The following is a 21,411-nucleotide window of genomic DNA, read 5'->3' as shown; positions in this document are numbered from 1 at the left end:
CTCGTTCAGCTTCGTCTCTCTGGCGTCCGGGCGCGTCGCGGTCCAGACTGCGGCGCAGATAAACCATATGGTTGCCCGATGGCCCAGAAGAAACCCGAGACCCAGCCCCGCCGCCGGATGCGCGGCTTCGAGGCCGCCGCGCAACTGGTTGCGCAGCGGGTGAAGACCGTGGGCGAGGGGCGGGGTTTCGCGGTGGCCCGGCTGCTGACGCATTGGCAGGAGGTGGTCGGCGCCGAGCTTGCCGCCCATACCCGCCCGGTCCGGATCAGCCATGGCAAAGGGTTCGGTGCCACGCTGACGCTGCTGGTGCCGGGCGCGCATGCGCCGCTGGTCGCCATGCAAGTGGACCAGATCCGCGCCCGGGTGAATGCCTGCTACGGCTTCAACGCCGTCTCGCGCATCGTGCTGACCCAGACCGCGCCGATCGGCTTTGCGGAGGGCCAGGCCGAGTTCACCGCCGCGCCGCGCCGTTCCGCCGCGCCCGATCCGCAGAAGCTCGCCCAGGCCGAGGACATCGCCTCGGGCTTCGACAATCCCGCGCTGTCCGCCGCCATGCGGCGGCTGGCACTGAACATCCTGTCCCGCCGGGACGTCAACGACCGAAAGGCCAATCCATGATGCTGCTTCGCCGTTCTCTGATCGCCGCCGCCACGGCCGCGCTGACCGTCTCTGCGCTGCCCGCGTTGGCGCAAGAGGCGAAACCCGCCGACAACGCCCAGACCGCCGAGCAGATGCCCGAGGGCAAGGTCCTGCCCGACATCGCCCTGGGCCAGGAAGACGCGCCGGTGACGATCATCGAATATGCCAGCTTCACCTGCAGCCATTGCGCGGCCTTCCATGCCGAGAACCTGCCGAAGCTGAAGGCCGAATATGTCGATACCGGCAAGGTGAAATTCATCCAGCGCGACGTCTATTTCGATGCCGTGGGCCTGTGGGCCGGGATCCTGGCGCGCTGCGGCGGCGACGACAAGTATTATGCCGTCTCGGACCTGATCTTCGACGACCAGAAGCAATGGCTGGACGCCAAGTCCGGCGACGAGATCGCCGCCAATCTGCGCAAGATCGGCGCCAAGGCCGGCATGACCACAGAACAGATGGATGCCTGCTGGAACGACAAGCAGAAGGTCGCGGACCTGGTCACCACCTTCCAGACCAATGCCACCGCCGATCAGATCGAGGGCACGCCCACCTTCATCATCGCCGGCGAAAAGATCCAGAACCAGCCTTGGGACGAGCTGAAGAAGATCATCGACGCCAAGCTGGCCGAGAAGGGCTGAGCCTTCGCCCGGCGGCGCGGTCGCCGGGGTATTTGGAAAACGGTGAAGGCGCCGGGCACGGGCTTGCGGCGCCTTTCACAGCCCCAGCGCCTCCAGACGATCTGTCAGCGGCGCCGGGTCGTCGAGCTGCAGCCGCACCGGCAACGCCAGCACCCTGGGCCGGAAGCTGCGCGGCAGTCGCGCGGCGTCCTTTTCCGTGGTCACCATCTGCGCGCCGAGCAGCCGCGATTCGGCCTCCAGCCGGGTCAGCAATTGCGGGGTGAAGGGCTGGTGATCCTCGAGCGCCTCGGCGCGCACCACCTCGGCGCCGAGGCCGCGCAGGGTGGCGAAGAATTTCTCGGGATGACCGATGCCGGCAAAGGCCAGGACGCGTTGGCCCTGCCAGTCCATGCCGGTCTGCAGCGGCGCCAGTTGCCCGGTCAGATGCGGCAGCGCCAACCGCCGCCCCCATAGGGCGGCGAAGCGTGCCTGAGCCGCGGCGTCGCCGATCGACAGCAGCAGGTCGGCGCGGGCCAGGCCGCGGTCCATCGGTTCGCGCAGCGGTCCGGCGGGCAGGCAGAAGCCGTTGCCGAAGCCCTTGGCCGCATCGACCACCACCAGCGACAGGTCATGCGCCAGCGCCGGGTCCTGGAAGCCGTCGTCGAGCAGGATCGCCCGCGCCCCGGCCTGGACCGCCGCCCGCGCCCCCGTCAGCCGGTCGTCGGCGACCCAGACCGGCGCGAAGGCCGCCATCAGCAGCGGCTCGTCCCCGACCTGGGCGGCGTTATGGCGCGATTCCTCGACCCGCAATGGCCCCTTTTCGCTGCCGCCATAGCCGCGTGAGACGATATGCACCGCCACGCCGCGCGCCTGCAGAAGTTGGGCCAGCATGATCGCGGTCGGGGTCTTGCCGGTGCCGCCGGCGTTCAGGTTGCCGACGCAGATCACCGGCACGCCCGGCCGGATGCGCGGCCCGCGCGCCAGGCGCCGGGCGGTGGCGGCGGCGTAAAGCGCGCCCAGCGGCGCCAGCAGCCGCGCCGTAAGGCCCGGCGGGCGGAACCAGAAATCGGGGGCGCGGCGGCTCATGCGGCGGGCTCCATCGCCTCGAGCACGGTGTCGGCGATGCGGCGCAGCACCGCGGCGCCGCCGGTGCTGACCGACCAGGCGTTGCCGGCCAGCATCGCCGCCTGGTCCGGCGCCGTCAGGTCGGCCACCGCCCGCGAGAGCGCCTGCGCATCGGTGACCAGCCGGGCGGCCGAGGCGCCGTCGAGCTGCATCCATTCCGGCCCGTGCGGGTCGGTGATCGGGCCGTGGATGATGGCCGAGCCGAGCGCCGCCGGCTCGAACGGGTGGCGCGGCGCGAGGCCCGGGCCGGGCAGCAGCGTGCCGCCCATGAAACAGACCGGCGCCAGGCGATACCACAGCCCCAGCTCATGCGTGTCCTCGGCGATCAGCACGTGGTCGTCGGGCGAGGGGTCGTCATCCTCGGAACGCAGCACCGAGGCAAGGCCCAGGGCCTCGGCCTCGGCCTGGATCCCGGGGATGGTCTCGGGGGGCAGCCCGGCCAGGATCAGCAGCGCGCGGTGGTTGTGATGCAGCATGGCCTGATGCGCGGCCAGCGCTGCACCGGCCTCGGGCAGGGTGGGGGCGGCGGCCAGCCAGATGTGGCGGCCGGCGAGGATATGAGCCAGGGCACGCCGCTCGGCCTCGTTGGCGCCGAGCGGCGCGCGGGTCTCCGTCACCGGGCCGGTCAGCTCGATCCGGTCGGGCGGCGCACCCAGTTGCCGCGCGGCCGCGCCGGCGGTCAGGTCGGGGGCGAGGATGCGGGTGATCCTGCCCATCAGTCCACGATTGATGGCGCCGCGCCACGAACCGCGGCGGGTATAGGCGACCAGCCGCGCCTCGGACAGGATCACCGGCAGTCCCGCATCGGCCATGCCGGCGATCAGCGAGGCCGGAAGCTGGTCGCCGAGGATCAGCAGCACGCGCGGCGACAGGGCCTGGATGACCTCGCGGGCGGCGCCCGGATCGGTGGGGCGGGGCAGGGCGACGGCGGGCAGGCCGGCCGGCAGCGCATCCGGCGGCGGCGCCGCGCCGGTGAAGGCGAAGCGCAGCCCCGGCCGGCGGGCCAGCATCACCTTGAGCAGCGCGCCGAGGGGCGGGGGCTCCTCGCCCCGCTCCGAGAGATGCACCATGACCAGCGGTCCGGCGCCCGGCGGCGGCTCGAAGGGTTGGGCCTGTCCGCTGCCAATCGCCGCCCGTCGCCGCAGATGCAGCCAAAGCGCCAGGGACGCGGTGGCCTGAAAGGGGAGCATCGCGATTCGCTTGCGCTCAGCTGCCCAGTTCCTCGGTCGGGCTCACCTCCCGCTCCTCGTCGCGCAGACGGTGCAGATGGGCGATGAAATAGCGGGTATGGGCGCTGTCCACGGTGCGCTGCGCCTCGGATTTCCAGGCGGCATGCGCTTCGGCATAGTTCGGATAGACGCCGACGATGTGGATGTTCTTGGTGTCGCGGAATTCGGTGCGGGTGGGATCGACAAGCTCGCCGCCGAAAACGAGGTGAAGGCGCTGCGCCATCATGGTCTCCTGGGTTCGGATTTTCGGCGCGACCCTAGCCGAGGTAAACCGGCGAACCAAGGAGATTTGTTTAAAATGGACCGCTGTTGACATTTGCGACGAATCGACAGCCGGAGTAAGCAGGAAAGGCCGATAGAGGGAACCATCCCCGGATTGCCCAATCGTGGTGGTGAGGGTGTTTCGGGTGGCCGGGAAGGGCGAACCGGTGCGCTTTTCCTGCCCTCTTTCTGCGATCGCGGGTGGCTGTCCACAGATGGCCGCCTGCGGTCTCGTCTCTGCCGGGCGCAATCTGCGGATGAAGGCAGGGCAGGAATTTCGCGCTTATTTGACATATGGGACGGGCAGGGTGGTGCGGGCGGCGGGACTCGAACCCGCACAGGCTTGCGCCCCAGGGAGTTTAAGTCCCATGCGTCTACCATTCCGCCACGCCCGCGCCGGGGGATTGGCTAGCCGGCGCGGTGGGGATTGGCAAGCCTTGGCGCGGGCAGGGCGGCCGCAATGCGGCCGGCGGAACCGTCGGAGACCGGCTTTTGGATCGGCGGCGGCTAGACGCATGGGGCGCGTCAGGTCTCGGCCCGGATATCCGCGGCGACGTTTTGCCGTGCAGCGCGCGGGTGGCGCATGCCGGGGCGGCGCGCGGCGGATGGCCGACCGGTCGCGCGCAACAGGCCGCCGCCTGCACGGCAGGGCCGCCATGGCGGGTTCCGGACATTCCTTGAACCGCCACAGCCGGCCCTCCTTGCGCCCGGGCTTCGGCTGTAGGGAGCCCGCGTTTCAGTAACTGCGCGTCGGCCGGTCGAAGACCTTGCGGCCCATCAGCGAGCCGACCAGATCGACCATCAGCTTGGCGGTGCGGCCGCGCTCGTCCAGGAACGGGTTCAGCTCGACCAGGTCCAGCGAGGTCATCAGCCCGCTTTCATGCAGCAGTTCGCAGACCAGATGCGCCTCGCGGAAGGTGGTGCCGCCGGGGACGGTGGTGCCGACGGCCGGCGCGATCGAGGGATCGAGGAAGTCCACGTCCAGCGATACGTGCAGCAGCCCGTTCTCCTGCCGCACCCGGTCGAGGAATTCGCGCAGCGGCGCGACGATGCCGCGCTCGTCCAGAACGCGCATGTCGTTCACCACGATCTCGGTCTCGCGCAGCGCGGCGGATTCGGCGGCGTCCACGCTGCGGATCCCGAACATGCAGATGTTCCGAGGCGGGATCGGCGCCGGGAAGGCGGGGAAGGCGTCGAAGCCCGGCCGGCCCGCGGCATAGGCCAGCGGCGTGCCATGCAGGTTGCCCGATTGGGTGGTCTCGACGGTGTGGAAATCGCTATGCGCGTCCAGCCACAGCACGAATTGCGGCCGGCCCGCCGCATGGGCATGCGCGGCCACCCCGGCCAGTGTCCCCAGCGCCAGCGCATGGTCGCCGCCCAGAAAGATCGGCATGCCCTCTTCCATCGCCGCGCAGCCGGCGGCGCGCAGCGTCTCGGTCCAGGCGATGATCTCGGGCAGGTGATGCACGGCGGGGCTGGCGCAGCTCTGGCCGCGGCCGGGGGCGGGCCGCAGATCGCCGCGATCCTCGACCGTGTGCCCCAGCGCGGCCAGGGTCGCGGTCAGCCCGGCCACGCGATAGGCGGCGGGGCCCATCAGACAGCCGGGCCGCCGCTGGCCCTCGTCCACCGGGGCGCCGATCAGGATGCAATGGGTCATGTTGGCCTCTGCGCTTGTCGGTCGGGATGTGCGCGATCATGCCCTTGCCCGGCGGCGGAAGTCCACCGTCCACGTCAGCGGCGCCAGCCCTGCCTTAGCCGCGAATGCCCTTGAACCGCTCCTGCCATTCGTCGCGCTGCTCGTCGCTGATCTTGGCGAACAGCACCTCGGGCACGGTGAAGCCATGGCCGGCCGGCAACGCCTGCAGCGCGGCGCGGACATCATCGGGCCAGTCGCGGTCGTTGCTGCGCATGGCCGCCAGCATCGCATCCGCCGCGAAGGGGATGAAGGGCGCCGACAGCACGGCATAGAGCCGGATCAGGTTCAGTCCCAGACGGACCTGCATCGCCGCCCTGTCGGGATCGGTCTTGAAGGTGGACCAGGGCGCGGTCGATTGCAGGTATTCGTTGCCCAGAACCCAGATCGCGCGCAGTTCCGCCGCCGCCTTGCGGACCTCGACATGGTCCATGAAACCCTCATAGGCGCGGATGCGGGTGGTCAGCGCCTCGACCAGCGCCTCCTCCTCGGGGCCGTAGCTGCCGCCCTCGGGGATGGTCTCGCCGAACTTGCTGCGGCAGAACTTGGTGATGCGGCTGACGAAATTGCCCAGCACGTCGGCCAGATCCTTGTTCACCGATTGCTGGAAATTCTCCCAGGTGAACTCGCTGTCGCCCGATTCCGGGGCGTGCGACAGCAGCCACCAGCGCCAGTAATCGGCGGGCAGGATCGACAGCGCCTGGTCCATGAACACGCCGCGGCCCTGGCTGGTCGAGAACTGGCCGCCGTCATAGGTCAGGTAGTTGAAGCTCTTGATGTAATCGACCAGCTTCCACGGCTCGCCCGAGCCGATGATCGTGGCCGGGAAGCTGAGGGTGTGGAAGGGCACGTTGTCCTTGCCCATGAACTGGGTATAGGTCACGTCCTCGGCGCCCTCGTCCAGCCGCCACCAGCGGCGCCAGGCGCTGTCGGGTTCGCCGCGCTTGTCGGCACCCTCGGCGGTGGCGGCGATATATTCGATGGGCGCGTCGAACCAGACGTAGAAGACCTTGCCTTCCATCCCCGGCCAGGGCCGGTCGCCCTTCTTCACCGGGATGCCCCAGTCCAGGTCGCGGGTGATGCCGCGGTCCTGCAGCCCGTCGCCGTCGTTCAGCCATTTCCGGGCGATCGAAGTGGTCAGGATCGGCCAGTCGGCCTTGCTGTCGATCCAGGCGGCGATCCGGTCCTTCAGCGCGCGCTGGCGCAGATAGAGGTGCTTCGTTGCCCGCACCTCCAGGTTGGTCGAGCCGCTGATGGCGCTGCGCGGCTCGATCAGGTCGGTCGGGTCCAGCTGCTTGGTGCAGTTCTCGCACTGGTCGCCGCGCGCCTTGTCATAGCCGCAATTCGGGCAGGTGCCCTCGATATAGCGGTCGGGCAGGAAGCGGCCGTCGTCGATCGAATAGACCTGCTTTTCCTCGACCTCGGAGATCCAGCCGTTTTCGTCCAGCTTGCCGGCGAAATGCTGGGTCAGCACATGGTTGCGCTCGCTGGACGACCGGCCGAAATGGTCGAAGGACAGGCCGAAGTTGCGGGCGATCTCGGCCTGGATCTCGTGCATCTCGGCGCAATAGACCGGCACCGGCTTGCCGGCCTTGGCCGCGGCCAACTCGGCGGGGGTGCCATGCTCGTCGGTGGCGCAGATGAACATCACCTCATGCTCGCGGCCCCGCAGGTAGCGGGCATAAAGATCCGCCGGAAGCTGCGAGCCGACGAGATTGCCGAGGTGCTTGATCCCGTTGATGTAAGGGATCGCCGAGGTGATGAGATGCCGGGCCATATGCGGATCCTGTAAGGTTCGTCGCCCGTATTTAGCCATCGGATCGGGTGAAGGCCAGCGTCCATAGGCCGCCGATCCAGACGCAGGCCACGTCGACCGTCATGGCGGGCCGCAGTATCGGGATGCAGTATCGGGATGCAGTATCGAGGTGCCGTCGGCGTCGCCTGCTCGTCTCCGAAGGGCGGTCAGTCGCCCAGCCGTTCCAGCAGCAACGCCCTGGCCACCGTGTCCGCCACCCGGGCGCTGAGCGGCAGGGCGGCGCGGCGGATCTCGGCGACCGGAACCCAGCGCGCGTCCAGCGCGTCATCCGCCGCCGCCGGCACGCCCGAGACATAATCGCAGCGCACCGCGGCCAGCAGGAAGTGAAAGCGCAGGGCGCCGTCCGGCCCGCACTCGATCACGTCGATATTGTCGATATAGGCCCTTGGCCGGGCGATGACGCCGGTTTCCTCGGCCAGTTCGCGGGCGGCGGCCTGCAGCGCCGTCTCGCCCGGCTCGACATGGCCGCCGGGGAAACCCCAAAGCCCGGCATCGGGAGGGTTGCGGCGTTGCACCAGCAGCACGCGGGTCATGTCGCCCGAGCCGTCCAGCGTCACGGCCAGCGCGGCAAGCCGGGGGAATCCCACCTCAGCGACGGCGGTCGCGGCGCGAGCTCATCGGCTGGAAGGCCACGCCGACATGCGCCTCGCAATAGGGTTTGCCGGGGGCCGACGGCAGGCCGCAGAACCAGAACTTGTCGGTCGCCGGGTCGCCGATCGGCCATTTGCAGGTGCGCTCGGTCAGTTCCATCAGCGTCAGCTTGCGGGCGCGCTTCTCGACCTCGCGGACCGAGGCCAGCGCCTCGGGGCTGATCTCATTGGCCGAGGGCTGCGGCGGCAGCGGCTGGCCGGCCGGCACGATGGACCGGCGGTTGAAGCTGGGCTGCGGCGCCGCCGCTGCCGGTTCCGGGGCGGGCTCGGGGGCCGCCGCGGGTTTGGGTTGCGGCGCCGGCGCGGCGGCTGCGGCCGGCTTCGGCTCGGGCGGCGGTGCGGCCGCCGGGGCGGCGGGCCGGGCTTCTGCGACCGGGGCCGCGGCCGGCGCGGCCTCGCCCTCCTCGCTGCGATTCGACAGGCCAAGGCGGTGAACCTTGCCGATCACCGCGTTGCGGGTCACGCCGCCAAGTTCCTTGGCGATCTGGCTGGCCGACTGGCCCTCGGCCCACATGCGTTTCAGCGTCTCGACGCGCTCGTCCGTCCAGGACATGTCTTGCCTTTCCTGCACCGGCTTGGTTCCGGTGCCCTTCGTGTTCGTGGCTTCAATTCCGCTAGACCCGGCCTTAAATCCGGGGATAGCCAGATTTACCCGTCCGAGCCCGCAAATTCAAGGAGCGCCGATGCGACAGACCCCGACCAGTCCCGGATTCCGCCAGATGGGCGTGCGCCGCTTTGGCCGGATGAACTGGCTGGGCCTCTATACGCTCAGCCGGCGCGAGATCATGCGCTTCATGAGCGTCTGGCAGCAGACCATTTTCGCGCCGCTGATGACCTCGGCGCTGTTCGTGATCGTCTTCGCCCTGGCGCTGGGGCGCAGCCGGGGCGAGGTGATGGGCTTGCCCTACCTGGCCTTCCTGGGGCCGGGCATCCTGATGATGACAGTGATCCAGAACGCCTTTGCCAACACCTCGTCCAGCATCATCTCGGCCAAGATGCAGGGCAATATCGTCGACACGCTGATGCCGCCCCTGTCGGCGGCCGAGATCCTGGCCGGCTATCTGATCGGCGCCGTGGCGCGGGCGCTGATCGTCGCCGCCGCCATCGCCACGGGCATGGCGCTGGTCCTGGGCCAGGGGGTGGCGCATCCGGCCTGGACGCTGGCTTTCGTGGTGCTGGGGGCGCTTCTGATGGGCGGGCTGGGGCTGCTGGCCGGGATCGTGGCGCAGAAATTCGACCAGATGGCGGTGATCACCAACTTCATCGTGACGCCGCTGTCCTTCCTGTCGGGCACCTTCTATTCCGTCGAGGCGCTGCCCGAGCCGTTCCGGGCGCTGGCGCATTGGAACCCGATCTTCTATCTGATCGACGGCGCCCGTTACGGCATCGCCGGGGTTTCCGACGCGCCGGCGCTGCACGGGCTGGTGGTCTGCGCGCTGACGGTGGCGCTGGTCCTGTTCACCGCCTGGCGCTGGCTGGCCACCGGCTATCGGATGAAGCCCTGAAATGGCTGCCGCTCGGACCGCAGAAATGACCGCAGAAATGACCGTTGCGCCGGCCGCGCTTCCGCGCTATGCGACGGGCCATGATCACGCGGACCGTCCATATCGCCCGTCCCCGACGTTGACGCCGTCAACGACCGATCCCGCCTGCCTTCCCGTCTTTTCGTCAGCCATGGTGCCGCCACGCGGCCGTTCCCAGAGAGGGTAACTCCATGATTTCGCACGTCCTGCCGACCTATAACCGCGCGCCCATCGCCTTCGAGCGGGGCGAGGGCTCCTGGGCCATCGCGACGGACGGGACGCGATACCTGGACCTGGGCGCCGGCATCGCCGTGAACGCGCTGGGCCATGCCAACCCCGATCTGGTCGCCACGCTGACCGAGCAGGCGAACCGGATTTGGCATGTCTCGAACCTCTACCAGATCCCCGAGCAGGAGAAGCTGGCGGATCTGCTGATCGAGCATACCTTCGCCGACACCGCCTTCATCACCAATTCCGGCACCGAGGCCGCGGAACTGGCGATCAAGATGGTGCGCAAATATTGGCACGAGGCGGGCGATCCGGACCGCAACGAGATCCTGACCTTCGAGGGTGCCTTCCACGGCCGCTCGACCGGCGCCATCGCGGCGGCGGGTTCGGACAAGATGGTCAAGGGCTTCGGCCCGCTGATGCCCGGCTTCCGGCAATTGCCCTGGGGCGACATGGAGGCGCTGAAGGCGGCGATTTCCGACCGCACCGCCGCCGTCATGCTGGAACCGGTGCAGGGCGAGGGCGGCATCCGCCCGCTGCCCGATGCCGACCTGCGCCTGATCCGCGAGCTTTGCGACCGGACCGGCGCGCTGATGGTGCTGGACGAGGTGCAGTCCGGCATGGGCCGCACCGGCAAGCTGTTCGCCCATGAATATGCCGGCATCGCCCCCGACATCATGATGGTCGCCAAGGGCATCGGCGGCGGCTTCCCGCTGGGCGCGGTGCTGGCCACGGAAAAGGCGGCCGCCGGCATGGCGGTCGGCACGCATGGCTCGACCTATGGCGGCAACCCCTTGGCCTGCGCGGTGGGTGCCAGGGTGATGCAGATCATCGCGGCGCCGGAATTCCTGGCCGAGGTGAATCGCAAGGCGGCGCTGTTGCGCCAGAAGCTCGAGGGGCTGGTGGCGGCGCATCCCGATGTCTTCGACTTCGTGCGCGGCCAGGGGCTGATGCTGGGGCTGAAATGCAAGGTCGCGCCGGGCGAGGTGGTCAAGGCCGGCTATGCCGAGCATCTCCTGACCGTGGCGGCGGCGGACGACACGCTGCGGCTGCTGCCGCCGCTGACCATCTCGGATGAGGAGATCGCCGAGGCGGTCGCGCGGCTCGACCGGGCGGCCGGCAGGCTGGATGGATAGGTTCGGCTTCCGGCCGGTGACGCACGCCGATCTGCCCCTGCTGGCGGATTGGCTGCACCTGCCCGAGGTGGCGCGCTGGTGGCGCGGCGCCGAGGCGCAACTGGCCGGGATCGAGGAGGACCTGGACGAGCCGGCGATGCGGCAATGGCTGGTGTTGTTGAACGGCACGGCCATCGCCTATGCGCAATTCTACCCGGCGCATCACTGGGGCGCGCCGCATTTCGCCGGCCTGCCGACTGACGCGCTGGCGATCGACTGTTTTTCCGGACCCGAGGGTTTCGGCCATGGCGGCGCCTGGTTGCGCGCCTTGGGCGACCGGCTGCTGGCCGAGGCGTCGATCCTGGTCATCGACCCCGAACCCGGCAACCTGCGCGCGATCCGAGCCTATCGGAAGGCTGGCTTTCGCGGCGAGGAGCTGCGCCCCACCGAGGACGGGACCCTGGCCCGCGTCATGACCCGGCACCGATGAGGCTGCGTCGAATTCTGCCGCGATACCGGGCCTTGGGCCTTGACCTCCCTTCGGCAAAGCGGCTTGCTTGCCGGATCAATCCGAAAGACAGTCACAGATGAACAGTTTCCTCGACATCCATACCACCGACAAGGCAGATCTGCGCGGCATGATCGACACCGCGCGGCGGATGAAGGATGCCCGCAACGGCCAGCCCAAAGGCACGCCCGATGCCGACCTGCCGCTGAAGAACCGCATGGTGGCGCTGATCTTCGAAAAACCCTCGACCCGGACCCGGGTCAGCTTCGACCTGGGCGTGCGGCAGATGGGCGGGCAGACCATGGTGCTGTCGGGCAAGGAGATGCAGCTGGGGCATGGCGAGACCATCGCCGACACCGCGCGGGTGCTGTCGCGCTATGTCGATCTGATCATGATCCGCACCTTCGAGGAGGCGACGCTGCAGGAAATGGCCGAATATGCCACGGTCCCGGTCATCAATGGCCTGACCAACCGCACCCATCCCTGCCAGATCATGGCCGATGTGATGACCTTCGAGGAGCATCGCGGTCCCATCGCCGGCAAGAAGGTGGTCTGGTCGGGCGACGGCAACAATGTCTGCTGCTCGATGATCCATGCCGCCGGGCAGTTCGGCTATGACTTCACCTTTACCGGCCCGGCCACGCTGGACCCCGAGCGCGAGGCGGTGGAATTCGCCCGTGCCCAGGGCGTGCAGGTGCGGATCGAGCGCGACCCGGCCAAGGCGGTCGAGGGCGCCGATCTGGTGGTGACCGATACCTGGGTGTCGATGCACGACCCGCAATCGGCGCGCGAGCGGCGGCACAACCAGCTGCGCGGCTATCAGGTGAACGAGGCGCTGATGGCGGGGGCCCGGCCCGACGCGCTGTTCATGCATTGCCTGCCGGCGCATCGCGACGACGAGGTGACGAGCGCGGTGATGGATGGCCCGAACTCGGTCATCTTCGACGAGGCCGAGAACCGGCTGCACGCGCAGAAGGCGATCATGCGCTGGTGCCTGGGCGTCTGAGGGGGCCGCGGCCCTGGCGGTGATCCGGCGTTGACGACAAGCGGCGCGGCTGCCGCTGCGGGCGGGCTGGCCGGGAGGGGAGAGACCTGCCCGGCCCGGGCGCCGGGCCCCTCCGGGGAGTGGGGGCTTTGCCCCCGTCGTGCGGATGCACGACTCCCCCAGGGTATTTCGGAAACCGAGAAAGCCGGCGCGGCGCGGTTTCAGTTCTCGCGGAAGGCGCGGGTGAAATAGTCGCTCAGCGGCTTGACCAGATAGGCCAGGGGGCTGCGCTCGCCGGTCTGGACATAGACCTCGACCGGCATGCCGGGCACCAGTTCCAGCCCTTTGAGCTTTTCCACCTGCTCGGGCGGGATCGTCACCTCGGCGCGGTAATAGGGGATATGCGTGGCCTGGTCGACCAGCGTGTCGGGCGAGACCCGGCTCAGCACCCCGTCGATTTCGGGCGTGGTGCGCGACGAGAAGGACGAGAAGCGCAGCACCACCTCCTGCCCCGGATGCACCTCGTCGACATTGATGGTGGCGATGCGGGCGGCGACGACCAGCGGCCGGTCCTGCGGGATGATGTACAGGATCGGGTCGGCCGGACGGATGACGGCGCGGGGCGTGGTCACCTGCAATTCCTGCACCACGCCCGAGACCGGGGCGCGGACCTCCAGCCGGGTGATCTGCTCGGTCAGCGAGCGGCGGCGCTCGGCCAGTTCCAGCTCGCGATAGCCAAGGTCGCGCAGCTCGGTCTCGGCGGCTTCGCGGTGGGTGGCGGTCTTTTCCAGCCGCGACAGGTCGATCTCGGCCAATTGCGTCACCGCGCGGGCGCGGGTGGCGGTGGTTTCGCCCAGAAGCCCGTCCAGCCGCGCGGCCTCGCGTTCCAGGGCCAGCACGCGCGGCGCCTGCGCCAGGCCCTTTTCCAAGAGCGAGCGCTGGTCGCGCAGTTCCTCGGCGATGAAGTCGCGCTGCTTTTGCAGGGCGTCGCTTTGGGCGTCGATGCCGCCGATCTGCGACTGCACCTGTTCGGATTGCTTGGCAAGCTGGCCGAGCGATTGGTTGAGCGTGTCCAGCCGCGCCCGGAACAGGCTTTCCTGCCCGTCCATCAACGCCTTCAGCTCGGGCCGGGTCGCCGCCGCCTCGATCAGCGGGTCGGGAAAGGCGATCTCCTTGCGGTCGGCGCGTTCCGCCTCGAGCCGGCCGCGGCGGGCCAGGATCTCGAAATACTGGCCCTCGACGATGGCAAGCTCGGTGTTCAGCAGCGCGCCGTCCAGGCGGATCAGCGGCTGGCCGGCCGTCACCGCCTGGCCGTCATGGATCAGGATCTCGGCCACCACGCCGCCATCGGGATGCTGGACGACCTGGCGGCGCTGTTCGACCTCGACCTGGCCGGGCGCGACCACCGCCCCGGCGATGCGCGCGGTCCAAGCCCAGAGGCCGAAGCCGCCAAGCATGACCAGCAGCGCGACCATTCCCAGCAGCACCGAGCCGCGGGCCGACCATTCCGGGCGTCTGGGCGGGGGCGGCGGCGGCGGATGCGGCAGTTCGGCGCGGCGGGCGCGGAAATGCGGGAGCGGGCCCGCGGGGTCGGCGGGCGTCGCCGACAGCTTTTCGACCGGCGCGCGGCCGATATTGCCTGGATCGCTCATGTGACGCCTCCGCCATGGCCCTGCGCACGGACGATCTGGTCGGCATTCTTGACCAGCGATTTCAGCACCTCGTCGCGCGGGCCGAAGGCGCGGCGCATGCCTTGGTCGAGCACCAACAGCATTTCGCATTCGGTGATCGCTGCCGGGCGATGCGCCATGATGATGATCGCGCCGCCGCGCGCCTTGATGTTGCGGATGGCGATGTTCAGCGCCGTCGAGCCCTCGTTGTCGAGATTCGAGTTCGGCTCGTCCAGCACGAAGATCGCCGGATCGGCATAGAGCGCCCGGGCCAGGCCGATGCGTTGGATCTGCCCGCCCGACAGCCGGCCGCCGGTCTGGGTGACGGGCGTGTCGTAGCCCTGCGGCAGGTCCAGGATCATGCGATGCGCGGCCGCCGCGGTGGCCGCGGCGACGACGCGCTGCGGATCGGGTTCGGGCGAGAGCCGGGCGATGTTCTCGGCGATGGTGCCATCGAACAGGGTGACCTGCTGCGGCAGGTAGCCGATCAGCCCGCCCAGCACGTCCGGGTCGTATTGGTCCAGCGTCGCCCCGGCCAGCCGGATCGAGCCGCCGGCGATGGGCCAGGCGCTGATCAGCGCCCGCGCCAGCGTGGTCTTGCCGGCGCCCGAGGGGCCGATCACCCCCAGGGCCTGGCCGGGGTTCAGATCGAAGCTGACGCCGCGCAGCGTCGCCACGCCCTGGCCGGGCGGCACCACGGTCAGGTTGCGCACCTCGAGCTGGGCGTCGGGGCGGGGCAGGGGGGTGCGGGCGGTCGGCGGCGGCCGGCGCGCCAGAAGGTCCGACAGGCGTTTCCAACCGTCCTGCGCGCGCTGGACGATGGCCCAGCCGCCGACCACCTGTTCGATCGGCGCCAGCGCCCGGCCCATCAGGATCGACGAGGCGATCATGGCGCCGGGCGTCACCTCCTGCCGCAGCACCAGCCAGGCGCCGGCGGCCAGCAGCGCGCTTTGCAGGAACAGCCGGAAGGTGCGGGAAAACACCGTGAAGCTGGTGGCGCGGTCATTGCCGCGCATCGTCGCCTCGGTCGCGCGGTCGCGGGCCTCTTGCCAGCGGTGGAAGGCCGCGGCCCGCATGCCGAGCGAGCCGATCAGCTCACCCTCGTCGCGGTAGAGGTCGGACATGCGTTCGGCCGACTGGCCGGCGATGGCGGCCTGCTGCAGCGAATCGCGGCTGAGCCACTGGTTCAGCACCGTGGCGATCACCAGCACCAGCAGGCCCGCCGTGGCGACCGCGCCAAGCAGCGGGTGGAAGATGAAGACCGCGGCCAGGAAGAAGGGCGCCCAGGGCAGGTCGAAAATCGCCATCAGCACCGGCGAGCCGATCAGCCGCTGCACCGCCTCGAGGTCGCGCATGCCGCCGCGCACCACCAGGTCCGAACCCGCCGCCTGGCCGTCCTGCAGCCCGGAGGTGAAGACCCGCCCCTCCATCCGTTCCTGGAAGCGGGCGGCGACGCGGGCCATGATGCGGTTGCGCGCCAGGTCCAGCACGCCCATCATCGCGAACAGGAACACCACCAGCAGGAACAGCGCCGTCAGCGTCTCGACCGAGCGGCTGGCCAGCACGCGGTCATAGACCTGCATCATGAACAGCGGCCCGGTCAGCATCAGCGTGTTCACCGCGAATGAAAACAGCCCGACGAAGGCATAGAGCTGCCATGCCCTGCCGCGCGCGGAGGCAAGCTCTTTTCGGCCGTCATGTCGCATCGGCGGCGAAGCCATGCCGGTTCCTTTCCTCATCGTCTGGCCGGGCTTGCCCGGCGTTGTCGCAGCGCTTATCCCAACTCTACGCAGCAGAACAGATTGTATTCCCGATGCGGGGGATTCGGCCTGAAAAATCACGGTTAGCAACGGAAAGTTAGCAAAATATTGAACCGCTGGATTCCTCTTGTCGCGACGCTGGCTCTCACCGCCTGCGCCACCCCCCGCGAGCCGGGGCAGATCAACGACCCGCTGGAGCCGATGAACCGCAGGGTGCATGCCTTCAACAAGGGGGTGGACACGCATCTGGTCAAGCCGGTCAGCCGCGGCGCTTCGGGCGGCGGCGGCGGACAACTCACCGAAGCGGTGGGGAATTTCGGCGCAAACCTGGCGCTGCCCGGCAAGGCCGTGAACCACCTGCTGCAGGGCAAGCCGGCGCCGGCGGTGCGCACGACCTTTCGCTTCGTGGTGAACACCACGTTGGGCTTCGCGGGCTTCCTTGATCCCGCGGGCAAGGATTTCGCCCTGCCCGAGGAGGATACGGATTTCGGCCAGACGCTGGCCGCCTGGGGCGTAGGCGAGGGCGCCTATCTGGAACTGCCGCTGATCGGCCCCTCGACGGCGCGCGATGCGGCCGGGCGCGTGGTCGATATCGCCATCGACCCGATGCGGGGCTGGCTGAACCGCGACCAGTATCTGATCGGCATGGGCGCGCGCGTCGTCTCAAAAGCCGGTGAGCGGGGGCGTTTCGGCGATTCCGTCGATAGCATCCTGCACGAAAGCGCCGATAGTTATGCCCAGACGCGGCTGATCTGGCTTCAGCATCGCCGCCACGAACTGGGCGAGGAAGGAGAGCACATTGACCCTTATGCCGAATGAGACCCGCCGCGGATTCCTGGGCCTGGTGACCGGGAGCCTGCTCTCCGGTGGCCTGGCGGTGGCCGCCGCCCCGGCATGGGCGCTGGACACGAACGAGGCGCGGGCGCTGATCCAGACCTCGCTGGACGAGGTCTATACCGTGATCAATTCCGGCCAGCCGCCGGCGCAGATGTACAAGGCCTTCGAGGCGATCTTCGCGCGCTATGCGGATGTCGACATCATCGCGCGCTCGGCCCTGGGGCCGGCGGCGCGGCAGGCCGGCGCCGCCGAGTTCGCGGCCTACCGGCAGGCATTCCAGGGCTATATCGGCCGCAAATACGGCAAGCGCTTCCGCGAATTCATCGGCTCCAGGATCGAGGTGACGGGCGCCAAGCCGGTCAAATCCTTCTATGCGGTGACCTCGGTCGCCTATCTGAAGGGCCGCAGCCCGATGGAGGTCGAGTGGCATGTCTCGGACAAATCCGGGAAAAGCCGCTATTTCAACATCATCATCGAGGGGGTGAACATGCTCGCCTCGGAACGGGCCGAAATCGGGGCGATGCTGGCGCGGCGCGGCGGCGACCTGGCGGGCCTGACCGCGGACCTGCAGCAGGCGGGCTGAACCCGCCGCTCTCGCGGAAATCCGCTTCTCGGTTGTCCAAATACCCCCGCAGCGGCGAAGCCCGCGCTGCCGGAAACAGGATCCGCCAAGCAGAAAGGCCGGCCCCGCGGGACCGGCCTTTTGCTATTGCTGATAGACGCCGTCGATGCCGCGCAGGGCCTGGGTCAGCGGGTCGTCGGCCGGCATCTCGGCCTCGGGGTCGCTGGTCACGGTCTCGGCCGGGAAGGTGGGCGGCCCGCCGGGCTGCTCGACGCCCGGATCGGGCAGCACGCGCCCGCCGCCCTGGTCCATCGGCTGCCCGGCCGGATCCTGCGGCTGCGTCTGACCCTGCTGCGCGGGTTGGCCAAGCGCCTCGGACAGCGCCGCGGCCAGCGGATCGCCGGCGCCGGCCTCGTCCGAGCTGACCACCTGCGGCACGGCGCTGTTCGGGTCGAAGACGAAATTGCCCAGCGGCTCGACCGGCAGGCCCTCGTGGATCTCGGTCATCACCGCCTGCCAGATCTCGGCCGGCAGGCCGCCGCCGGTCACGCCCTTCAGCGGCTTGTTGTCGTCATAGCCCATCCAGACCCCGGTCACATACTGGCCGGTGAAGCCGATGAACCAGGCGTCGCGATAGCTCGAGGTGGTGCCGGTCTTGCCCGCCGCCGGCCGGCCCTTCAGCCGGGCGCGGCCGCCGGTGCCGCGTTCGACCACCTGCTGCATCATGCCGATCAGCTCGCCCGCCGCCTTTTGCGAGATGACCCTCTGGCCCATGCCGCCGGCCTGGCCGATCAGCGCCTGGTCGTCGCCCTTGATGCGCAGCTCGACCAGACCATAGGGGCTGACGGCGGTGCCGCCATTGCGGATGCCGGCATAGGCGGCGGTCATGTTCAGCAGCGTCGAATCGGACACGCCCAGCCCCAGCGACGGCCCCTTGGCCATCTCGTCCGAGACGCCGAAATCGCGCGCCACCCGGCGCACCGCGTCGCGGCCGGCGATCTCCTGCAGGCGGATGGTCGCGGTGTTCAGCGATTGGGTCAAGGCCCGGGTCAGCGTGACCTCGCCCGAATAGCGGCGGGTGTAGTTCTGCGGCGACCAGGGGCCGGAACCGCGCACGTTGATGGTCAGCGGCGCGTCCAGCACCATGTCGTTGGGGCCATAGCCCTGGTCCAGCGCCGCGGCGAAGACGAAGGGCTTGAAGCTCGATCCGGTCTGCCGCTTGGCCTGGGTGGCGCGGTTGAAGGTGCCCGAGACGGTGTTGTCGCGCCCGCCGATCATGGCGCGCACGGCGCCGTCCGGCGACATGACCACCACGGCGGCCTGCGCCGTGGAGCCCTTGGCGACCTTTTCGTCGAAGACCCGCTTCAGCGCCCGCTCGGCCGCGCGCTGCACGCGCTGGTCGAAGGTGGTCTGGATGGTCACGTCCTCGGTCGTCTCGCTGGTCAGGAATCCGGGGCCGGATTCCATCACCCAGTCGGCGAAATAGCCGCCGGCCCGCGCCGCCGCCGCCTTGGACAGCACCGCCGGCTGCGCCTGGGCATCGGCATATTGCGCGTCGTCCAGGAAGCCCTGCTCGTGCATCAGCCCCAGGATCACCGAGGCCCGGTCCTGCGCCCGCTGCAGGTTCGAGGTCGGCGCGAAATAGCTGGGCGCCTTCAGGAGCCCGGCCAGCATCGCCGCCTCCGAGGCGTTCACCTCGGCCGCCGACTTGTCGAAATAGCGCTGCGCCGCCGCCTCGAAGCCGCGCGCACCGGCACCCAGATACGAACGGTTCATGTAGATGTTGAGGATGTCCTCCTTGGAGTATTTCGCCTCCATGGCGATCGCATAGGGGACTTCCTTCACCTTGCGCCAGATCGAGGACTTGCGGCATTCGGCCTCGAACTCGGCCTCGGACTTCCAGCGGATCGGGTCGAAAGTGTCGCCCAGGCACAGAAGTTTGGCCACCTGCTGGGTGATGGTCGAGCCGCCGTTGCCCTCCAGCGGGCCGCGGCCGGCGGCCAGGTTGATCTTGATGGCCGAGGCGATGCCGCGCGGGCTGACGCCGAAATGCCCGTAAAAGCGTTTGTCCTCGGTGGCGACCACGGCGCTTTTCAGCACCGGGGCGATCTTGTCGGCGCTGACCATGCCGAAGGTTTCGCCGCGCCAGGCGAAGACCCGCCCCTCGTTGTCCTGCATGGTGACGGAACCGCGGGCGCGGCCGTCGAAAAGCGCCGAAGCCTCGGGCAGGGTGGTGTAGAAATAGAAGGTCGCGGCAGCGAGAATCAGCGCAACCGTCAGGCCCAGCCGCCAGAACGAGCCCCAGATCACCCGCCAGACCAGGGTCACGAAGCCGGCGATTCCCCGCGTCACGACATTGCCGCGGCGCGGGCGGCGCGGCGGCTTGCGGCGCGGTTCCTGGGGCTGTTTCTGTCTTTTCTGAGGGGCTTGGTCAAAATTGCGCTTGTCCGCAACGATGCGGCCCCCGCCGGTCGGTTTCTTCATGCCTGCTATCCTGCCCGGCCGAGTCCTCCGGCCTGTTGGCGCGGACAATACAGCAAAGCGCCGGGCTTGAGAACCGCGATGACCGATCAGTGAACTGCCGCGAGAGGGCGCAAACCCCGGCAGAAGCGCGTAAAATTCGGGCAGTCGGGGGGCGGGCCCGGCGGGAAGCTGCACAATGCTTGTGCGACCGCCGGGCCCGCAGGTTTTCTGGCCGGGACACGGAACTGCCGCGATGCAGAAAGAGGTGCAGGAAACATGATCAGACCAACCGCGATCAAATCCATGATCCCGGCGCTCGTCCTTCCGCTGATCGGGCTGGCGGTGCCGGCGCTGGCGCAGGATGCCGAGGCCCCCGCCACCATGGCCGAGACGGTCGCCGCGACCGTGGCGCCGATCGTCGACAAGGGCGACACCACCTGGATGATGGTCTCGGCCATCCTGGTGATGATGATGAGCATTCCGGGACTGGCGCTGTTCTATGGCGGCCTGGTGCGCGCCAAGAACATGCTGTCGGTGCTGATGCAGGTCTTCACCGTCTTCTGCATCATGTCGATCCTTTGGGTCTGCTTCGGCTATTCGCTGGCCTTCACCGGCGCCGGCTCGGCCGAGGCGGCGACCTGGCTGACCCCCTTCATCGGCGGGCTGTCGAAGGCGTTCCTGGCCGGCGTCGACACCTCGTCGCTGGCCGAGACCTTCACCCAGAACGTTTTCGTGCCGGAATATGTCTTCGTCATCTTCCAGATGGCCTTCGCCTGCATCGCGCCGGCGCTGATCGTCGGCGCCACGGTCGAGCGGATGAAGTTCCCGGCCATCCTGCTGTTCGTGGTGATCTGGTTCTTCTTCTCCTACCTGCCGATGGCCCATATGGTCTGGTGGTGGGGCGGTCCCTCGGCCTATGACGCGCCCGGCGGCTTCCTGTTCGGCCATGGCGACCTGGACTTCGCTGGCGGCACCGTCATCCATATCAATGCCGGCATCGCCGGGCTGGTGGCGGCGCTGGTGGTCGGGCCGCGCCTGGGCTACGGCAAGGAGCTGATGGCGCCGCACAACCTGCCCTTCACCTTCCTGGGCGGCTGCCTGCTGTGGATCGGCTGGTTCGGCTTCAACGCCGGCTCGAACATGGAGGCGACCGGCACCGCGGCGCTGGCGATCCTGAACACCACCGTCGCCACCTCGGCCGCGGCGCTGGCCTGGGCCTTCGGCGAATGGCTGTTCCGCGGCCATCCCTCGCTGCTGGGCGGGATCTCGGGGGCCATCGCCGGCCTGGTCGGCATCACCCCGGCGGCCGGTTTCGTGGGGCCGATGGGTGCCATCGTCATCGGCCTTGCCGCCGGTTTCCTGTGCATGTGGTTCGTGATCAGCCTCAAGGGCAAGCTGGGCATCGACGAAAGCCTGGACGTGTTCGGCATCCACGGCGTGGGCGGTATCGTCGGGGCCATCCTGACCGGCGTCTTCGCCGCGCCGTCGCTGGGCGGTTCGGGCATCTACGATTACGCGGCCGGTGCGGTCGCGGCGGATTACAGCATCGCCGGACAGGTCACGACCCAGGCGCTGGGCGTGGGGGTCGCGGTGGTCTGGTCGGCGGCGGTTTCGTTCGTGGCGCTGATGATCGTCAAGGCGGTCACCGGGCTGCGCAGCTCGGCCGCCGACGAGCGTCAGGGCCTGGACGTCACCACCCATGGCGAGAACGCCTACAACAGCTGAGGCCC

The 21,411-nt window shown here is 69.1% G+C and carries 19 protein-coding genes and 1 tRNA gene; 9 read left to right on the top strand and 11 right to left on the bottom strand.

The genetic code is table 11. From position 1 onward, the window contains the following. Window positions 1-78: 78 nt before the first annotated feature. The gene (locus NBE95_RS01915; protein WP_289894213.1) at window positions 79-618 is read left to right on the top strand and encodes a DUF721 domain-containing protein; all 540 of its coding nucleotides are present in this window, start codon (window positions 79-81) and stop codon (window positions 616-618) included. Then, entirely contained in the window at window positions 615-1,277 is a 663-nt protein-coding gene (locus NBE95_RS01910; protein WP_289894212.1) for a DsbA family protein, read from the top strand. The genes NBE95_RS01915 and NBE95_RS01910 overlap by 4 nt, the downstream gene beginning before the upstream one ends. A gap of 75 nt (window positions 1,278-1,352) precedes the next feature. On the opposite strand, the gene lpxK is transcribed toward NBE95_RS01910, so the two are convergent. The 8 genes from lpxK to NBE95_RS01870 form a co-directional block, all read right to left on the bottom strand. After that, window positions 1,353-2,342: a tetraacyldisaccharide 4'-kinase gene (gene lpxK / locus NBE95_RS01905; protein ID WP_289894211.1), complete on the bottom strand. Its 990-nt coding sequence runs from the start codon at window positions 2,340-2,342 to the stop codon at window positions 1,353-1,355. Beyond that, window positions 2,339-3,571 carry a glycosyltransferase N-terminal domain-containing protein gene (locus NBE95_RS01900; protein WP_289894210.1) on the bottom strand — a complete coding sequence of 411 codons (1,233 nt, stop codon included), beginning with the start codon at window positions 3,569-3,571 and terminating at the stop codon, window positions 2,339-2,341. Before NBE95_RS01900 ends, lpxK begins: the two co-directional genes overlap by 4 nt. 16 nt (window positions 3,572-3,587) lie before the next feature. Further along, window positions 3,588-3,833 (bottom strand): DUF4170 domain-containing protein, encoded by a 246-nt coding sequence (locus tag NBE95_RS01895; RefSeq protein WP_289894209.1) that lies wholly within the window; start codon window positions 3,831-3,833, stop codon window positions 3,588-3,590. 347 nt (window positions 3,834-4,180) lie between these two features. Next, window positions 4,181-4,266 (bottom strand) — tRNA-Leu (locus NBE95_RS01890). Window positions 4,267-4,607: 341 nt separating this feature from the next. Next, window positions 4,608-5,528, bottom strand: a complete 921-nt coding sequence (gene rocF, locus NBE95_RS01885) for an arginase (protein WP_289894208.1) — start codon at window positions 5,526-5,528, stop codon at window positions 4,608-4,610. A 94-nt stretch (window positions 5,529-5,622) separates the two neighbouring features. Continuing rightward, window positions 5,623-7,341 carry a methionine--tRNA ligase gene (gene metG, locus NBE95_RS01880; RefSeq protein ID WP_289894207.1) on the bottom strand — a complete coding sequence of 573 codons (1,719 nt, stop codon included), beginning with the start codon at window positions 7,339-7,341 and terminating at the stop codon, window positions 5,623-5,625. Between the two features lie 185 nt (window positions 7,342-7,526). Further along, window positions 7,527-7,913, bottom strand: coding sequence for an NUDIX hydrolase (locus NBE95_RS01875; protein WP_289894818.1), 387 nt, complete (start codon window positions 7,911-7,913; stop codon window positions 7,527-7,529). 55 nt (window positions 7,914-7,968) lie between these two features. Next, a complete protein-coding gene (locus NBE95_RS01870) occupies window positions 7,969-8,583 on the bottom strand; it encodes a GcrA family cell cycle regulator (RefSeq protein ID WP_289894206.1) in 615 nt (204 codons plus the stop codon). A 130-nt stretch (window positions 8,584-8,713) separates the two neighbouring features. Here NBE95_RS01870 and NBE95_RS01865 point away from each other — a divergent pair, with 130 nt between their 5' ends. The 4 genes from NBE95_RS01865 (at window position 8,714) to argF (ending at window position 12,410) form a co-directional block, all read left to right on the top strand. Further along, window positions 8,714-9,535, top strand: coding sequence for an ABC transporter permease (locus tag NBE95_RS01865; protein WP_289894205.1), 822 nt, complete (start codon window positions 8,714-8,716; stop codon window positions 9,533-9,535). A 209-nt stretch (window positions 9,536-9,744) separates the two neighbouring features. Next, window positions 9,745-10,917 carry an aspartate aminotransferase family protein gene (locus tag NBE95_RS01860; RefSeq protein ID WP_289894204.1) on the top strand — a complete coding sequence of 391 codons (1,173 nt, stop codon included), beginning with the start codon at window positions 9,745-9,747 and terminating at the stop codon, window positions 10,915-10,917. Continuing rightward, window positions 10,910-11,386 carry a GNAT family N-acetyltransferase gene (locus NBE95_RS01855; RefSeq protein ID WP_289894203.1) on the top strand — a complete coding sequence of 159 codons (477 nt, stop codon included), beginning with the start codon at window positions 10,910-10,912 and terminating at the stop codon, window positions 11,384-11,386. Before NBE95_RS01860 ends, NBE95_RS01855 begins: the two co-directional genes overlap by 8 nt. Before the next feature lie 97 nt (window positions 11,387-11,483). Beyond that, on the top strand, window positions 11,484-12,410 hold the full coding sequence (gene argF, locus NBE95_RS01850; protein WP_289894202.1) for an ornithine carbamoyltransferase: 927 nt from the start codon (window positions 11,484-11,486) through the stop codon (window positions 12,408-12,410). A gap of 200 nt (window positions 12,411-12,610) precedes the next feature. Here argF and NBE95_RS01845 read toward each other — a convergent pair whose 3' ends face one another. Further along, window positions 12,611-14,041 carry an HlyD family type I secretion periplasmic adaptor subunit gene (locus NBE95_RS01845; RefSeq protein ID WP_289894201.1) on the bottom strand — a complete coding sequence of 477 codons (1,431 nt, stop codon included), beginning with the start codon at window positions 14,039-14,041 and terminating at the stop codon, window positions 12,611-12,613. Further along, window positions 14,038-15,780 carry a type I secretion system permease/ATPase gene (locus NBE95_RS01840; protein ID WP_289894200.1) on the bottom strand — a complete coding sequence of 581 codons (1,743 nt, stop codon included), beginning with the start codon at window positions 15,778-15,780 and terminating at the stop codon, window positions 14,038-14,040. The genes NBE95_RS01845 and NBE95_RS01840 overlap by 4 nt, the downstream gene beginning before the upstream one ends. Before the next feature lie 147 nt (window positions 15,781-15,927). Between NBE95_RS01840 and NBE95_RS01835 the strand changes: the two genes are divergently transcribed. Both NBE95_RS01835 and NBE95_RS01830 read left to right on the top strand, forming a co-directional pair. Further along, window positions 15,928-16,638, top strand: coding sequence for a VacJ family lipoprotein (locus NBE95_RS01835; protein ID WP_289894199.1), 711 nt, complete (start codon window positions 15,928-15,930; stop codon window positions 16,636-16,638). Beyond that, a complete protein-coding gene (locus NBE95_RS01830) occupies window positions 16,628-17,239 on the top strand; it encodes an ABC transporter substrate-binding protein (RefSeq protein WP_289894817.1) in 612 nt (203 codons plus the stop codon). Before NBE95_RS01835 ends, NBE95_RS01830 begins: the two co-directional genes overlap by 11 nt. 123 nt (window positions 17,240-17,362) lie before the next feature. On the opposite strand, the gene NBE95_RS01825 is transcribed toward NBE95_RS01830, so the two are convergent. After that, window positions 17,363-19,702, bottom strand: coding sequence for a transglycosylase domain-containing protein (locus NBE95_RS01825; RefSeq protein ID WP_289894198.1), 2,340 nt, complete (start codon window positions 19,700-19,702; stop codon window positions 17,363-17,365). A gap of 282 nt (window positions 19,703-19,984) precedes the next feature. Between NBE95_RS01825 and NBE95_RS01820 the strand changes: the two genes are divergently transcribed. Beyond that, window positions 19,985-21,406 carry an ammonium transporter gene (locus tag NBE95_RS01820; RefSeq protein ID WP_289894816.1) on the top strand — a complete coding sequence of 474 codons (1,422 nt, stop codon included), beginning with the start codon at window positions 19,985-19,987 and terminating at the stop codon, window positions 21,404-21,406. The last annotated feature ends 5 nt before the right edge of the window (window positions 21,407-21,411 follow it).

Origin of the sequence: Paracoccus sp. TOH (assembly GCF_030388245.1) — a bacterium.
GTDB classification, from domain to species: Bacteria; Pseudomonadota; Alphaproteobacteria; order Rhodobacterales; family Rhodobacteraceae; genus Paracoccus; species Paracoccus simplex.
Note: the sequence above shows the minus strand (reverse complement) of the source record. Positions and strands in the feature narration are given on the sequence as shown.

What these genes read in the sequence shown, in the direction of transcription:
- NBE95_RS01915 (WP_289894213.1), top strand. Translation starts at nt 79, where the DNA reads ATGGCCCAGAAGAAACCCGAGACCCAGCCCCGCCGCCGGATGCGCGGC.
- NBE95_RS01910 (WP_289894212.1), top strand. Translation starts at nt 615, where the DNA reads ATGATGCTGCTTCGCCGTTCTCTGATCGCCGCCGCCACGGCCGCGCTG.
- lpxK (WP_289894211.1), bottom strand. Translation starts at nt 2,342, where the DNA reads ATGAGCCGCCGCGCCCCCGATTTCTGGTTCCGCCCGCCGGGCCTTACG.
- NBE95_RS01900 (WP_289894210.1), bottom strand. Translation starts at nt 3,571, where the DNA reads ATGCTCCCCTTTCAGGCCACCGCGTCCCTGGCGCTTTGGCTGCATCTG.
- NBE95_RS01895 (WP_289894209.1), bottom strand. Translation starts at nt 3,833, where the DNA reads ATGGCGCAGCGCCTTCACCTCGTTTTCGGCGGCGAGCTTGTCGATCCC.
- rocF (WP_289894208.1), bottom strand. Translation starts at nt 5,528, where the DNA reads ATGACCCATTGCATCCTGATCGGCGCCCCGGTGGACGAGGGCCAGCGG.
- metG (WP_289894207.1), bottom strand. Translation starts at nt 7,341, where the DNA reads ATGGCCCGGCATCTCATCACCTCGGCGATCCCTTACATCAACGGGATC.
- NBE95_RS01875 (WP_289894818.1), bottom strand. Translation starts at nt 7,913, where the DNA reads ATGACCCGCGTGCTGCTGGTGCAACGCCGCAACCCTCCCGATGCCGGG.
- NBE95_RS01870 (WP_289894206.1), bottom strand. Translation starts at nt 8,583, where the DNA reads ATGTCCTGGACGGACGAGCGCGTCGAGACGCTGAAACGCATGTGGGCC.
- NBE95_RS01865 (WP_289894205.1), top strand. Translation starts at nt 8,714, where the DNA reads ATGCGACAGACCCCGACCAGTCCCGGATTCCGCCAGATGGGCGTGCGC.
- NBE95_RS01860 (WP_289894204.1), top strand. Translation starts at nt 9,745, where the DNA reads ATGATTTCGCACGTCCTGCCGACCTATAACCGCGCGCCCATCGCCTTC.
- NBE95_RS01855 (WP_289894203.1), top strand. Translation starts at nt 10,910, where the DNA reads ATGGATAGGTTCGGCTTCCGGCCGGTGACGCACGCCGATCTGCCCCTG.
- argF (WP_289894202.1), top strand. Translation starts at nt 11,484, where the DNA reads ATGAACAGTTTCCTCGACATCCATACCACCGACAAGGCAGATCTGCGC.
- NBE95_RS01845 (WP_289894201.1), bottom strand. Translation starts at nt 14,041, where the DNA reads ATGAGCGATCCAGGCAATATCGGCCGCGCGCCGGTCGAAAAGCTGTCG.
- NBE95_RS01840 (WP_289894200.1), bottom strand. Translation starts at nt 15,780, where the DNA reads ATGGCTTCGCCGCCGATGCGACATGACGGCCGAAAAGAGCTTGCCTCC.
- NBE95_RS01830 (WP_289894817.1), top strand. Translation starts at nt 16,628, where the DNA reads ATGCCGAATGAGACCCGCCGCGGATTCCTGGGCCTGGTGACCGGGAGC.
- NBE95_RS01825 (WP_289894198.1), bottom strand. Translation starts at nt 19,702, where the DNA reads ATGAAGAAACCGACCGGCGGGGGCCGCATCGTTGCGGACAAGCGCAAT.
- NBE95_RS01820 (WP_289894816.1), top strand. Translation starts at nt 19,985, where the DNA reads ATGATCCCGGCGCTCGTCCTTCCGCTGATCGGGCTGGCGGTGCCGGCG.